10 protein-coding genes are annotated in these 14,625 nt (G+C 54.7%); 6 read left to right on the top strand and 4 right to left on the bottom strand.

The features are described from left to right. Positions 1 to 170: 170 nt before the first annotated feature. Entirely contained in the window at positions 171 to 1,121 is a 951-nt protein-coding gene (gene trxB / locus TH19_RS02655; protein ID WP_114100802.1) for a thioredoxin-disulfide reductase, read from the bottom strand. A gap of 345 nt (positions 1,122 to 1,466) precedes the next feature. Between trxB and TH19_RS02650 the strand changes: the two genes are divergently transcribed. From TH19_RS02650 to TH19_RS02640, 3 genes are all read left to right on the top strand, one after another. Next, on the top strand, positions 1,467 to 1,952 hold the full coding sequence (locus TH19_RS02650; RefSeq protein ID WP_114100801.1) for an Lrp/AsnC family transcriptional regulator: 486 nt from the start codon (positions 1,467 to 1,469) through the stop codon (positions 1,950 to 1,952). A gap of 381 nt (positions 1,953 to 2,333) precedes the next feature. Then, on the top strand, positions 2,334 to 2,711 hold the full coding sequence (locus TH19_RS02645) for a hypothetical protein (protein WP_114100800.1): 378 nt from the start codon (positions 2,334 to 2,336) through the stop codon (positions 2,709 to 2,711). 17 nt (positions 2,712 to 2,728) lie between these two features. After that, positions 2,729 to 4,192: a methyl-accepting chemotaxis protein gene (locus TH19_RS02640; RefSeq protein WP_181846280.1), complete on the top strand. Its 1,464-nt coding sequence runs from the start codon at positions 2,729 to 2,731 to the stop codon at positions 4,190 to 4,192. 145 nt (positions 4,193 to 4,337) lie between these two features. Here TH19_RS02640 and greA read toward each other — a convergent pair whose 3' ends face one another. The 3 genes from greA to carA form a co-directional block, all read right to left on the bottom strand. Continuing rightward, positions 4,338 to 4,811, bottom strand: coding sequence for a transcription elongation factor GreA (greA, locus tag TH19_RS02635; protein WP_114098030.1), 474 nt, complete (start codon positions 4,809 to 4,811; stop codon positions 4,338 to 4,340). A 104-nt stretch (positions 4,812 to 4,915) separates the two neighbouring features. After that, complete coding sequence (carB, locus tag TH19_RS02630; RefSeq protein WP_114100798.1) at positions 4,916 to 8,158, bottom strand: carbamoyl-phosphate synthase large subunit; 3,243 nt, start codon at positions 8,156 to 8,158, stop codon at positions 4,916 to 4,918. 97 nt (positions 8,159 to 8,255) lie between these two features. Next, the gene (gene carA, locus TH19_RS02625; RefSeq protein WP_114100797.1) at positions 8,256 to 9,422 is read right to left on the bottom strand and encodes a glutamine-hydrolyzing carbamoyl-phosphate synthase small subunit; all 1,167 of its coding nucleotides are present in this window, start codon (positions 9,420 to 9,422) and stop codon (positions 8,256 to 8,258) included. 367 nt (positions 9,423 to 9,789) lie between these two features. On the opposite strand from carA, the gene TH19_RS02620 reads away from it, so the two are divergent. The 3 genes from TH19_RS02620 to rpoD all read left to right on the top strand — a co-directional run bounded on the left by TH19_RS02620 (position 9,790) and on the right by rpoD (position 14,473). Further along, entirely contained in the window at positions 9,790 to 10,245 is a 456-nt protein-coding gene (locus tag TH19_RS02620; RefSeq protein WP_114100796.1) for a GatB/YqeY domain-containing protein, read from the top strand. A 162-nt stretch (positions 10,246 to 10,407) separates the two neighbouring features. Continuing rightward, entirely contained in the window at positions 10,408 to 12,297 is a 1,890-nt protein-coding gene (gene dnaG, locus TH19_RS02615; protein WP_114100795.1) for a DNA primase, read from the top strand. Between the two features lie 112 nt (positions 12,298 to 12,409). Then, positions 12,410 to 14,473, top strand: coding sequence for an RNA polymerase sigma factor RpoD (rpoD, locus tag TH19_RS02610; protein ID WP_114100794.1), 2,064 nt, complete (start codon positions 12,410 to 12,412; stop codon positions 14,471 to 14,473). Positions 14,474 to 14,625 lie beyond the last annotated feature (152 nt).

Raw genomic sequence — 14,625 nt, 5'->3', positions numbered from 1 at the left:
AGGCATTTTCCCAAATATTGATTTCGCAGATGCGTGTTTCTTGTGAAATGTCAGGTAATTGGCATGATCACGGTGATCTGGAAGCATTAAAAAAGGGGATGCAAAAATGCATCCCCTGAATATGTTTCGGACCGGTTTATGCCTGTTTTGGCCCCGGTTGATCTTTCTGATCAGGCTTCGTGTTCGGCAATGAACTTTTCAGCTTCAAGGGCGGCCATGCAGCCCATGCCAGCGGCCGTCACGGCCTGACGGTAAACCTTGTCGGTGACGTCGCCAGCAGCGAACACGCCCGGAATATTAGTGACGGTGCTGCCCGGTTTGACCAGAACATAGTTTTCGTCATCCATATCAACCTGGCCTTTGAAGATGGCGGTTGCCGGATCGTGACCGATGGCAACAAAGAAGCCGTCAGCCGGAATATCAGTGACTTCGTCGGTTTTGACGTTGCGGACACGCACGGCCTCGACGCCATCCATCGGGCCATCGCCGCCCAGAATGTCATCAACAACACTGTCCCAAACCACATCGATCTTTTCGTGTTTGAGAAGGCGTTCCTGCAACATTTTCTCGGCGCGCAGTTCATCACGACGATGGATCAGGGTGACTTTCGAGCAGATGCCGGCAAGATACAGGGCTTCTTCAACAGCGGTATTGCCGCCACCAACAACCGTTACTGGCTTGTTGCGATAGAAGAAGCCGTCACAGGTCGCACATGCCGAAACGCCACGGCCATTGAATTTTTCTTCGCCCGGAAGACCAAGCCAGCGCGCCTGCGCACCGGTCGAGATGATCACGGTTTCGGCAATATAGGTATCGCCGGAGTCGCCCTTGCAGACGAACGGGCGTTTGGAGAAATCGACCTCGGTGATCAGGTCATGCACCATCTTGGTGCCGACATGTTCGGCCTGTGCCTTCATCTGGTCCATCAGCCACGGACCCTGAATGACATCGGCAAAGCCCGGGAAGTTTTCAACATCGGTGGTGATCGTCAACTGACCGCCCGGCTGAAGACCCATAACCATCATGGGTTCAAGGTTGGCGCGTGCAGCATAGATCGCCGCAGTGTAGCCGGCAGGGCCGGAGCCGATGATAAGGACTTTGGTTTGATGTTCCTGGGCCATGTTCTTTGTATATGTCCGAGATTGATAAAATGTGCAGTCGAACATATGGGCAGACCGGACAAGACGCAACCGCTTGACGCAAAGTTTGAATGGGCAATATCGCGTTTTTTGAATGGTGAAATTGTACGAAGCCACACGGTAATTTTGTTATCGCATTGACAGACCGGGGCAAGTCGCGGATTGCAGGCGTCAAAACCGGCCAAAAAGCGGATTTTACTGCATTTTCAGTTACGGCATCCAAGCGCAAGATTGCATTATTTGTCGGAATATATTATTGCCTGCAACTTGCCCCGCTGTAATATTGTTTCAATCGGGGTAACTTTCGCGCACAGAATCGAGGATTAAATGCAACGGGTCAAACTCGACAAGATCGACCGCAGAATTTTGCGCGATCTACAGGAAGATGGCCGTATGACCAATGTGGAACTTGCACGTCGTGCAGGTATCTCGGCCCCGCCCTGTTTGCGTCGTGTGCGTGCGCTTGAAGAAACCGGTTTCATCCAGGGCTATCACGCCGATGTTGATGCGCAGGCACTTGGTTACAATGTGACCGTGTTCGCGATGGTCGGTCTTGCCAGCCAGGCCGAACATGATTTGCGCGCGTTCGAAGCCCGCGCAGCCAACTGGCCCGAAGTTCGTGAATGCCACATGGTGGCCGGCGAGATGGATTTCCTTTTGAAAATCGTCTCGCATAGCTGGGACGAATATCAGAAGTTCCTGACCACCCAGCTGACGGTTGCGGAAAATGTAAATCATGTGAAATCGGCACTGTCGATTCGAACCGCTAAAAACATGCCGGGCGTGCCAATCGATATCGATGCCGAAGACTGATCGCTTCGACCGTTTCAGACGTATCAAAAACCGGTGTCATCCTGTCACCGGTTTTTTTGTGCCCCAAAAGGGCGGAAACCCTGATCACAGGTGAAAAAGATTCTCGTCTGGGTGGTAATGGCGGGTGGCACCATTCATATGCGACAAGGGTGCCATGCGTTCGCCGACAGTACCGGTTTTAGTCAAGGTTACGCGCATTAAAGTTTTTCTAATTTACTGAAATATAACAAAAAATATCATTTCTGATTTTTGCAGAAAGTCAGCGGAATAGCAGATAACCCTACTAAACGTAGGGATGAAAAACCTTGTAAATGCCGACTTTTAGTCATACATAGCAAGAACCTATACCAATGGGGTGAATTTCATATCTTAGGATAGTAATTGGAAGCGTTCAAAAATTTCCATAAAACCAGCGCCATACAGCCAGATGACGAAAATGGCTGGGCCGGTATTGTGCCAACAATCGCGTTTGCCGTGTGTGGCGTCGTGTTGCTGGTGCTGATGTCTTATCGCCCTGTGCATGACATGACCGGTGTGGGAATGGTTTTCCCGTTTTCCCTGTCTGAGGATGAAATTCTTGTGCAGGTAGGGGCGGCCGGTGGTCGCGTGGTCCGATTTGGCGGTTTCGGGCATATGGCTGTTGTCGTGCGCGATGATGGCATGGTGCCGCAGTCCGATGATTTCGGTGCTCTTTTTACCCTGTCTCCGCTGATTGCTTCAGCATGTTTTGATCTTGGCGAAACCAAAAACGCCTTTTGACGTCTGGGTGCATGTCTATGGAAAAGTTACTTGAAATTCGGGCCAGCGCGCTCAAGACATTGTTTGTTATTTTGGCTCTGCACATTCCGCTCAGCGGGATTGCAGGCTATTTCGCAAGCAATGACGCCCTGTCGCCGCTTGTTGCCAGTGCTGTGTTCGCAGTGATTGCCTTTGCGGTATATCGCATGGCTGGTGAACAGGCCCAGATTTCACGCTTTATTGTGTCGTCTGCGATGATCTTGCAGGTCGGGGTGCTGGTCTATGCATTCCGCGGCCATCATTGGCAGATCGACATTCATATGTACTTCTTTGCAGCCCTGGCCGTGCTCGGCGCGCTGGTGTGCTGGAAGACGATTGTTGTCGTGACCGGCGTTATTGCCCTTCATCACCTGATCCTGAACTTTGCCGTACCTTACTGGGTATTCCCGGAAGGTGGACAGTTCTGGCGGGTGGTTTTGCATGCGGTGGTGGTGATTGTCGAAGCCGGCGTTCTGATCTGGTCGTGCAAAAGCCTGTATTCGACCCTGGCCAATGCCGAAACTGCACGTAACGAAGCGGTAACGGCTGCGACCAAGGCAGAAGAATTGCTGGAACAGAACGAGCATCTGCGCAAACAGCGCCAGATCGAGCGCGAACAGTATAAGCGCGAGCTGGCCGAACAGATTACGACCCTGATTGGTAAATCCGCAGGCGCGGTCGATGATGAATCGGTCCAGCTTCAGAAACGTGCGCAGCTTATGAATGATCGTGCCCGTGTTGGTCGTGATGCATCCAAAGGGGCCGTTCACGCATCCGAGGAAACATCGCAGAACGTTGAATCAGCAGCATCCGCCGTTGACGAGATCAATGCATCGGCCGAGGAAATCTCGCGCCAGATTGGACGTGCACGCGAAATTACCAACAATGCCGTCGATCGTTCGACCACGGCAAGTGAACGCATTGAATGGTTGTCGAATGCGGCCGAGAAGATTGGCGAAGTCGTCAATCTGATCACGGATATTGCATCCCAGACCAACCTTCTGGCGCTGAACGCAACCATCGAAGCCGCCCGTGCAGGCGAAGCCGGTAAGGGGTTTGCGGTTGTTGCCAACGAGGTCAAAAACCTTGCGAACCAGACTGCACGTGCGACGGACGAGATCGCCCAGCAGATTTCGGAAATCCAGGCGGCAACTGGGGATTCTGTTTCGGCGGTCAAAGGGGTATCGGAAACCATCGGGGATATGGTTGAGGTTGCCGCGACCATTTCATCGACCATGGAACAGCAACAAAGTGCAACCCGCGAAATTGCACACAGCCTTGGCGTGACCGTTGAAGCGACCCGTGATCTGTCCGATTTGATCCATCAATTGTCCCAGATTTCTGAAGAGACCGGGGCAACAGCGACCGAATTGCTGGGCAGTGCGGATCATCTTGGGTCCGAGGCAACCGACCTTAACCGCAATATCGAAGCCGTTCTGGAACGGTTGGCAAAGGCGGGCTGAGGGTTCAGCATAAGTGCATCAATATCGAAAAGCCGGGCAGATTGTTGCCCGGCTTTTTTTGTTTTCATTTGTGGTGCTTTGCGTGCAGGCACAAAAAAACGGCCCGATAAAATCGGACCGTTTTCGGATCAGGAACGTTCCCGAATTACGAGAAGTCGACCTTTAAAATTTCGTAGCTTTTGATGCCGCCCGGAACGGTGACTTCGACGGAATCACCAACAGACTTGCCGATCAACGCCCGGCCAATCGGCGAGGTGGTTGAAATGCGGCCAGCATTGATGTCGGCCTCGATCGGGCCAACAACCTGATAGGTGGTTTCTTCGTCGGTATCTTCGTCGACAAGATCAACCTTGGCGCCGAATTTAACAACGCTGCCCGCCAGTGACGGAACGTCGATAACTTCGGAACGGCTCAGGACATCTTCGAGCTCGGCAATACGACCTTCGCAGAAACTTTGGCGTTCGCGTGCGGCATGGTATTCGGCGTTTTCCGAAAGATCACCATGTTCGCGGGCTTCCGCGATTGCCTTGATGATTTCAAGGCGTTCGACGGATTTGCGATGCTTCAGTTCTTCTTCGAGGCGCTGATGCCCTTGCGGGGTCATTGGTACTTTTTCCATCGCGCTCACAGCCTATTCTTATTAGCGGTCGATACTACAAAATCAACCGCCCGGCATTTTACCGCCGGGCGGTTTAAACTTTTCAGTCGGGTTCTAAAAGAACCTCAGTACTTGTCCCCAAGATATTCCTGAACCGGACGAACTGCAAGTGCGCCGCGCTTCAGGTTGTCGATGGCGCGCAAAGTTGCACGCGCACCGGCGACAGTGGTGTAGTACGGAATATCATCGGTAAGAGCAGTACGACGGATCGAGAAACTGTCGACCACGGCCTGTTTGCTCTCGGTGGTGTTGAATACCAGGTTGATATCGCCGTTCTTCATCATGTCCACGATATGGGGACGTCCTTCCTGTACCTTATTGACCGGGGTGACGTCCAGCCCTTCTTTTTCAAGAGCTTCTGCGGTGCCGTGCGTCGCAACCACGCCAAAGCCAAGGGCAATCGCATCGCGTGCGAGTTGAACAGCGGCCGGTTTATCGTGATTTTTAACCGAGATGAAGACCTTGCCTCCCAGCGGCAGCATATGGCCAGCAGCCATCTGTGCCTTGGCAAAGGCGCGACCGAAATCGGTATCAAGACCCATGACTTCGCCGGTCGAACGCATTTCCGGGCCAAGCAAGGTGTCAACGCCCGGGAAGCGGTTGAACGGAAGGACCGCTTCTTTGACGGCGATGTGCTTGAACGGGCCGTAATCGATGTCAAAGTCACCGAGTTTCTCGCCCGCCATGATGCGTGCGCCGATTTTGGCAATCGGGTTGCCGGTTGCCTTGGCGACGAACGGAACGGTACGCGATGCGCGCGGGTTGACTTCGATCAGATAGATCGTGTCGTCCTTGATCGCGAACTGAACGTTCATCAGGCCAACAACATTCAGGGCTTTTGCCAGCTGAACGGTCTGTGCCTTTAGGCGTTCGATCATTGCTTCGTCAAGCGAGTAAGGCGGCAGCGAGCAGGCAGAGTCACCAGAGTGAATACCGGCTTCTTCGATGTGCTGCATGATGCCTGCGACAAAGACGCTTTCACCATCAGAAACCGCGTCCGCGTCGATTTCAATCGCATCCTGCAGGAAGCTGTCGATCAGAACCGGGCTTTTGCCGGAAACCTGAACGGCTTCGTGCATGTAGCGCAGCAGGTCTTCGGTGGTGTGGACGATTTCCATCGCACGACCGCCAAGAACGTAGCTTGGGCGAATGACGATCGGGTAACCGATGCTTTCGGCGATTTTGACAGCTTCGTCAACCGAACGGGCAATGCCGTTGGCCGGCTGTTTCAGGCCAAGCTGGTGAACCAGTGCCTGGAACCGGTCACGGTCTTCGGCAAGGTCGATGCTGTCCGGGCTGGTGCCGAGGATCGGAATACCGGCTTTTTCAAGGGCTGCAGACAGTTTCAGCGGGGTCTGGCCACCATACTGAACGATCACACCAAGCAGTTCACCGTTCGACTGTTCAAGCTGGCACAGCTCGATCACGTCTTCGGCGGTCAGCGGTTCGAAATACAGGCGATCAGAGGTGTCGTAGTCGGTTGAAACCGTTTCCGGGTTGCAGTTGACCATGATTGCTTCGATGCCTGCTTCGCGCAGCGCATAGGCCGCGTGCACACAGCAATAATCGAACTCGATGCCCTGACCGATACGGTTCGGACCACCACCAAGGATGATGACCTTCTTGCGGTCGGTGACTTCGGCTTCGTTTTCCGGTTCGAAGAAGCCGTCGCCTTCATACATGGAGTACATGTAGGAAGTACGCGACGGGAATTCGGCAGCGCAGGTGTCGATACGCTTGTAAACCGGGCGCAGGCCAAGGGCCTGGCGATCTGCACGTACCGAGTCTTCTTCCTTGCCTGCCAGTTCGGCCAGACGGGCATCCGAGAAGCCGAGCTTCTTGAGGCGCAGCAATTCCTGTTTGTCGGCCGGAATGCCGTTGGCGCGTACTTTTTCTTCTTCGGCGACCAGCATTTCAAGCTGCTTGAGGTACCAGGGGTCAAACTTGGTTGCCGACTGGATTTCTTCAAGCGTCAGGCCATGACGGAATGCCTGGGCAGCGTAAAGGATACGGAACGGGATCGGCTGGGTCAGCTGGGCGCGGATCGCAGCTTTGTCAGGTGCACCTTCGATCTTGACTTCATTCAGGCCGGTAAGGCCGGTTTCCATCGAGCGCAGGCCTTTCTGAAGGCTTTCAGCAAAGCAGCCGCCAATCGACATGGCTTCGCCAACCGACTTCATCGCAGTGCCGAGAAGCGGCTTGGCGCCCGGGAACTTTTCAAAGGTGAAGCGCGGGATCTTGGTGACGACATAGTCGATGGTCGGTTCGAACGAAGCCGGGGTTACGCCGGTGATGTCGTTATCAAGTTCGTCGAGCGTGTAGCCGACTGCAAGCTTGGCTGCAATCTTGGCGATCGGGAAGCCGGTTGCCTTGGATGCAAGTGCAGAAGAACGCGACACGCGCGGGTTCATTTCAATAACGATCAGACGACCGTCTTCCGGGTTCACAGCGAACTGAACGTTCGAGCCACCGGTATCAACGCCGATCTCGCGCAGGACAGCCAAGGAGGCGTCGCGCATGATCTGGTATTCTTTGTCGGTCAGGGTCAGGGCCGGTGCCACAGTGATCGAGTCACCGGTGTGGATGCCCATCGGATCGACGTTTTCGATCGAACAGATGATGATGCAGTTATCCGCATGGTCGCGGACAACTTCCATTTCATATTCTTTCCAGCCGAGGATCGATTCTTCGATCAGAACCGTATGGGTCGGCGAGATCGCCAGACCGTTGCGGACGATCTGTTCGAACTCTTCACGGTTATAGGCGATGCCGCCGCCTTCACCGCCAAGGGTGAAGCTCGGACGGATGATTGCCGGAAGACCGGTATGTTCAAGGGCAGCAACCGCTTCTTCGTAGGTGCGAACCATTGCGGAACGCGCACTTTCAAGGCCAATCTTGTCCATGGCGTCACGGAATAGCTGACGGTCTTCGGCCTTTTCGATGACGTGCTTTTTCGCACCGATCATCTCGACGCCGTATTTTTCAAGCGTGCCGTTGTCATGCAGGGCAAGCGCGGTGTTCAGCGCGGTCTGGCCACCCATGGTCGGCAGAAGCGCGTCCGGGCGTTCCTTTTCAATGATCTTGGCGACCATTTCCGGTTTGATCGGCTCGATATAGGTCGCATCGGCCAGGTTCGGGTCGGTCATGATGGTCGCGGGGTTCGAGTTGACCAGAATGACGCGGTAGCCCTCTTCTTTCAGGGCCTTACAGGCCTGGGCACCGGAATAGTCGAATTCGCAAGCCTGACCAATAACAATCGGGCCAGCACCGATGATGAGGATTGATTTGATATCTGTACGTTTCGGCATGTCGTTTTCCGCTTTTCGCAGGGCGGGCGCGCGTGCTGCACCGCCTCGTTTAAGTCCGTTAATCGCGTATCGTGGGAACCTTGTCCTGATCAGGTGATCAGGACTTGGCTTCTTCGATCAGACCAACGAAACGTTTGAACAGGTAGTGGCTGTCATGCGGCCCCGGCGATGCTTCCGGGTGGTACTGAACCGCAAAGGCCGGTTTGTCTTTGGCGCGAAGGCCAGCAAGCGAACCGTCAAACAGAGAGAAGTGCGTCGCTTCGACATTGTCAGGCAGGCTGTCCTTGTCGACCACAAAGCCGTGGTTCTGCGAGGTGATCTCGACGACCCCGGTGGTGGTGTCCTTGACCGGATGGTTCGCACCGCGATGACCAACATCCATTTTCTTGGTTTTTGCACCAAGGGCCAGTGCCATCATCTGATGACCAAGGCAGATGCCAAAGACCGGCTTGCCGCTGTTGATCAGTTTCTGGATGGTCGGAACCGCGTATTCGCCGGTTGCTGCCGGGTCACCAGGACCGTTCGACAGGAAGATTCCGTCCGGGTTCATCGCCAGAACTTCTTCGGCGGTGGTGGTGGCCGGAACAACCGAGACCTTGCAATCAAGGCTTGCGAGGTTGCGCAGGATGTTGCGTTTCACACCGTAATCGATGGCAACAACATGGTGTTTGACATTGCCAAGTTTGCCGTAACCGCCTTCACGCGACCACAGGGCTTCGTCCCAGTCGTAACCGGTCGTGCAGCTGTTATCCTTGGCAAGGTCCATGCCTTCGAGGCCCGGCCATTCATTGGCCTTGGCGATCAGGGCAGGGATGTCAAATACGCCGTCCGGGTTGTGGCAGATCACACCGTTCGGTGCGCCTTCGTTACGGATGCGCTTGGTCAGGCGTCGGGTATCAACACCGGCAATCCCGATCCGGCCATGTTCGGCCAGCCATTCATTGAAATGTTTCCGGGCGCGGTAGTTGGAGGGCTCGGTAATGTCCTGGCGCAGGATGCAGCCAAGGGCAACCGGTTTGGCATTTTCGATATCTTCGTCGTTGGTGCCGACGTTACCGATATGCGGGAAGGTAAAGGTAATCATCTGACCCGCATAGGAGGGGTCGGTCATGATTTCCTGATAACCCGTGATAGAGGTGTTGAAGCAGACTTCACCGACGACCTCTCCTCGGGCACCGACGCCGCGTCCCCAAAAAACTGAACCATCTGCGAGAACCAGAACGGCAGAAGCACCAGGAGGCGGGGTGTGCGTGGGCGCTGACATTGGCAAATGTCCTTTCGATCTTTCCACGGTGAGACACGGAGTCTTTTTATATATAATAATTACGGGCAAGCCGACAAAAACGACTGCAATCTGAGTGCATACCGGACATGCAGACGTGCAAAGTCGATCCCAGCATGTTGGACTATACACCCGAAAGTGACAGCGGGCCGTGCTGGAAGCGAAGCAAATCGTAATCCCGGTAGGCAAATTGGCGGATGTCTACGGGAGTCGCGAACCCATGTCAAGAACGCATCTAAACTTTTATTTTCCTAGGAAAATCAACGGTTTGCCGGGGAAGGTTTTCTTTGCTTCCGATGCTGTTATGCGGTATGTTCGCTCCTTTCTTCCACAGAATCAGAGATGAGCCATGCTGCGATCGCAGCTTAATGACGCTTTGAAAAAGGCCGTCCTTGCCAAGGATGCCTGCTCCGTTACCACCGTGCGCCTTATCCTGGCGGCACTGAAGGAGCGCGATATCGCCGCACGTGGCGAAGGCAACACCGATGGCATTTCCGATGATGACATCATCAATCTGCTTCAGGCGATGGTCAAACAGCGCCGCGAAAGCATCGAAATGTACACCAAGGGCAACCGCCCGGAGCTTGCAGATCAGGAAGCCGCCGAAATTGGCGTGATTGAAAAGTTCCTGCCGGTACAGCTGTCGGATGACGAAATCGAAGAGGCCGTTCGCGGCACTGTGACCGAAATCGGTGCGACCTGTCTTAAGGATATGGGACGCACCATGGCGGCCCTGCGCGAGAAATACAACGGCACCATGGATTTTGGCAAAGCCGGTGGCGTTGCCAAAAAACTTCTGGGTTAATTCCAGTCAGACCTATTTTATTGAAAGCCGGACGTGTAAAATCGTCCGGCTTTCGTCGTCCCGAAGCTCTGCGTAACGGTTTAAATAACAAAGGCAGGGACGGGGCAGAGACCATCAACAGGGTTGCGCATCTGCGCAAGCATATCACGGGATCGGGACATTATGAGCTTTCCCCAGTCGTTTCTGGACGACCTGCGGGCACGGGTCGGACTGGCAGACATTGTCGGTTCATCGGTGAAGCTGATCAAACGCGGCCGGGAATATTCCGGGCTGTGTCCGTTCCATTCCGAAAAATCCCCATCCTTTACGGTCAATGAGCAAAAGGGTTTCTATCACTGCTTTGGCTGCGGTGCGCATGGCGATGTCATCAGCTTTTTGATGAATACCCGCGGGCTTACCTTTGTCGAGGCGGTCGAGGTGCTGGCCAACCAGGTCGGCATGGATGTGCCCAAGCCGTCGCGCGAAGCCCAGGAACGCGAACAGAAAGCCAAAACACTTTATGAAGTGATGGAGGCGGCCTGTGCATTCTTTGAGCGCATGTTGCGCATGCCCGAAGGCAGGGAAGGTCTGGAGTATTTCCACCGTCGCGGGCTGGATGACAAAACGATATCCGATTTCCGCCTTGGATTTGCGCCGGATAACCGGGCGGCACTCAAGGCCGCGCTCAAGCGTGAAGACATTGACGAAAAACTGATGATCGAGGCCGGGCTTCTGATCGAGCCCGAAGACAGCGGTCGACAGACCTACGACCGGTTCCGCGGACGGGTGATGTTCCCGATCCTGGATCGTCGCGGACGGGTGGTGGCGTTTGGCGGGCGCGTGATGGGCGATGCCAAGCCGAAATACCTGAACAGCCCGGATACGCCGCTGTTTCACAAGGGACGGCTTCTTTACGGTTTGCCCCAGGCACGCGAAGCAGCACGCCATGATGCGCCGATTATTGTTACCGAAGGCTATATGGATGTTATTGCCCTGCATCGGGCAGGATTCCGCGGGGCGGTTGCCCCGCTTGGCACGGCGGTCACGGAAGAACAGATTGGCGAACTTTGGAAAATGACCAATGAGCCGGTGCTGTGTCTGGATGGGGATGCGGCCGGGAAACGTGCGGCCTTGCGCGCGGCCGAACGTGCGCTTCCGATCCTGCGGCCGGGGAAGTCATTGCTGTTTTCCATTTTGCCGGAAGGCGAGGACCCCGACAGTTTGATGGCCGGGCCGGGGGGATTTGAAAGCTTTAAAAAGATCATTGAACAGGCCGTGCCGCTGGCCGAGCTGGTCTGGCGGATGGATGTGGGCGCGCACAAGATTGATACGCCTGAACGTCGTGCCGCACTTGAAGCCGATATCAATCAGCGGATTTCGGTGATTGCCGACGAGGCCGTGCGCGGCCAGTACAAGTCGATGTTTACCGACCGTATCTGGAAATTGTTCAAGGGTGACCGGGGCGGAAACGGGGCTGCGCGCGGGGCCTCCGGTGGCGGATATCAAAATAAAAAGCCCGCCCGGGGTGGCAAACGCGGAAAAAATGACCATTTCTGGGGTCCGGCCGGAAAAGCCGTGCCGGGCATGTCGCGACCGCCAATGCAGAAGAAGCGGGATTTGCAGGACTCCATTCTTTTGCTGACATTGATCAATCATCCGGCTTTGCATGACGAGATCGGTGAACAGCTTGGAATCTATAGTTGTGCAGACTCCGCGCTTGACAATCTTCGTCGGGCCGTCTTAAAGCTGCTTGATGACGATCCTGGACTTGATTCCGATTCAATCAGGACCCATTTGGAGCGCGACGGGCTGTCAGAGACAGTTTTGCGGGTGGTTAGTGTGGATGTGATTGCACACGCCGCTTTCGCCAAGCCCGAGACGCCGCTCGAACGGGCCAGAACGGGTTGGAAGCAGGTTTTTTCCATGGCTGTAAGCTCCCTGGAGGACGAAGAGGCAAAATACGCCGTCCGACAGTTGGCAGCAGATACCAGTCAGGAAGAATGGGAGAGGTTTTCTCACAGGCGTGAGGATCTCGCCCGTCGCCGGGAAAATGTGTTTAAGCTCGACGACTGATTCTTGGTGCCCTGTATCAGAATCGGCGATCGGGCTATTTGTGATTTGCGCTGAGATGACAGTGCGTGGGACAACAACGGTACGAATGTACCCAGCGGGAAACGGGGAATAGATGTCGTCTAAGACTTCGAACGCTGAAGAGAAAAAAACCTCTTCTGAAAACGCAGACGGACCTCTTCTCGATACATATAAAGCGGCCATCAAGAAGCTCATTGCCAAGGGCAAGGAGAAAGGCCACATCTCGGTCGATGAGTTGAACGCGGCACTGCCGTCGGAACATTTCTCGTCAGAGCAGATCGAAGACGTGATGAGCAATCTCAACGAGATGGGCATCAATGTCATCGATGGCGACGACGCAGATGACAATGACGACGACAACGAGGATTCCGACAGCGATCCGAGTGGCAATATTTCTGCCGATGATGTTGGCCGGACCGATGATCCGGTGCGTATGTATCTGCGCGAGATGGGCAGTGTTGAACTGCTGTCGCGTGAAGGCGAAATCGCCATTGCCAAGCGTATCGAGGCCGGTCGTGACATGATGATTGGCGGGATTTGCGAATCCCCGCTGACCATTCGTGCGATTGTGAACTGGCATGATCAGCTTCAGGCTGGTGAACTTCTTCTACGTGACGTTATCGACCTTGAAACCACCTATGGCGGTGGCCCGGATGCCGAAATCGGCGCCGAAGAAGGCGAGGATGAGGACGTCGATGCCGAGGCAGATGTCGAAAACTTCGATTCTGCCAATGAAGAGGATGATGAAGACGCCGAGACCGAAACCCCTGAAAATATCGGCGGCGAGGAAGCCGAGGAAGAAGAGGACGATGATGAAGAGTCCGAAGATTCCGAAGGCGACGAGGAAGGCGACGGCGAGGATGAAGACGAAGACGAGAACGAGCAGGTCAACGTTTCTCTTTCCAAGATGGAAGAAGAACTGACCGAGCAGGTTCTCGAGAAATTCGAACTCATCGCCAAGACCTATGAAAAGCTGCACAAGGCGCAGGAACAGCGACTGGTAGCCCTTAACAAGGGTGAAACCGTTCCGGCGGCGACCGAAAAGCGCTATGCCAAGCTCAAGAACGAGATGGTCGAGCTGATGGAAGATGTTCACCTGAACAACTTCCGCATTGAAGAGCTTCTGGATCACCTGACGGGTCTTAACAACCGTCTTTTGGGTCTTGAAGGCAAGCTTCTGCGCTTTGCCGATCGTTGCAAGATCAAGCGTCCCGATTTCGTCAAACAGTATCAGGGCCATGAACTTGACCCGAACTGGATGGAACGCGTTGCCGGTTTGCCGGGCAAGGGCTGGAAGGCCTTTATCGAACGCTATCCTGAAGAAATCGCCAAACTGCGTGAAGATGTTGGTGGTGTTTCCGCCGAAGTCGGCCTTCCGATCAGCGAATTCCGCCGCGTTTACAGTGTTGTGAACCGGGGCGAACGCGAAGCCGGCCGTGCAAAGAAAGAGATGATCGAGGCCAACCTGCGTCTCGTGATCTCGATCGCCAAGAAATATACCAACCGTGGTCTTCAGTTCCTTGACCTGATTCAGGAAGGTAACATTGGTCTGATGAAGGCGGTGGACAAGTTCGAATATCGCCGCGGTTACAAATTCTCGACCTATGCGACCTGGTGGATCCGTCAGGCCATTACGCGTTCTATCGCCGACCAGGCCCGTACGATCCGTATTCCGGTTCACATGATCGAAACCATCAACAAGCTGGTGCGTACCTCGCGTCAGATGCTGCATGAAATCGGTCGTGAGCCGACCCCGGAAGAGCTGGCAGAAAAGCTTCAGATGCCGCTTGAAAAGGTTCGCAAGGTTCTGAAAATCGCCAAGGAGCCGATCTCGCTCGAAACCCCGATCGGGGACGAGGAAGACAGTCATCTTGGTGATTTCATCGAAGACAAGAACGCCGTTCAGCCGCTTGATGCCGCGATCCAGGCCAACCTGCGTGAAACCACCACACGGGTTCTGGCGTCGCTCACGCCGCGTGAAGAACGTGTTCTGCGTATGCGTTTCGGGATCGGCATGAACACCGACCACACTCTCGAAGAGGTTGGTCAGCAGTTCTCTGTGACCCGTGAACGTATCCGTCAGATCGAAGCCAAGGCGTTGCGCAAGCTCAAACATCCGTCGCGCTCGCGCAAATTGCGTTCGTTCCTCGATTATTAAGAATTCAGGCGACGTTCGGGCTTGACCTTGGCCCGAAAATCGCTAGTTTTCGGGACCGCACCGGTGATCTGGTGCGGTCTTTTCTTTACCCGGACTTTTGTCTTGGGGGCCCGTAGCTCAATTGGTTAGAGCCGACCGCTCATAACGGTCTG

The sequence above is a fragment of the Thalassospira profundimaris genome (genome assembly GCF_003326675.1).
In the GTDB taxonomy this organism is placed as follows: Bacteria; Pseudomonadota; Alphaproteobacteria; order Rhodospirillales; family Thalassospiraceae; genus Thalassospira; species Thalassospira aquimaris.
This window is presented reverse-complemented; position numbering and strand designations above follow the sequence as displayed.

Excerpts from the sequence above, each read along its gene's own strand:
- trxB (WP_114100802.1), bottom strand. The coding sequence starts at position 1,121 with ATGGCCCAGGAACATCAAACCAAAGTCCTTATCATCGGCTCCGGCCCT.
- TH19_RS02650 (WP_114100801.1), top strand. The coding sequence starts at position 1,467 with ATGCAACGGGTCAAACTCGACAAGATCGACCGCAGAATTTTGCGCGAT.
- TH19_RS02640 (WP_181846280.1), top strand. The coding sequence starts at position 2,729 with ATGGAAAAGTTACTTGAAATTCGGGCCAGCGCGCTCAAGACATTGTTT.
- greA (WP_114098030.1), bottom strand. The coding sequence starts at position 4,811 with ATGGAAAAAGTACCAATGACCCCGCAAGGGCATCAGCGCCTCGAAGAA.
- carB (WP_114100798.1), bottom strand. The coding sequence starts at position 8,158 with ATGCCGAAACGTACAGATATCAAATCAATCCTCATCATCGGTGCTGGC.
- carA (WP_114100797.1), bottom strand. The coding sequence starts at position 9,422 with ATGTCAGCGCCCACGCACACCCCGCCTCCTGGTGCTTCTGCCGTTCTG.
- TH19_RS02620 (WP_114100796.1), top strand. The coding sequence starts at position 9,790 with ATGCTGCGATCGCAGCTTAATGACGCTTTGAAAAAGGCCGTCCTTGCC.
- dnaG (WP_114100795.1), top strand. The coding sequence starts at position 10,408 with ATGAGCTTTCCCCAGTCGTTTCTGGACGACCTGCGGGCACGGGTCGGA.
- rpoD (WP_114100794.1), top strand. The coding sequence starts at position 12,410 with ATGTCGTCTAAGACTTCGAACGCTGAAGAGAAAAAAACCTCTTCTGAA.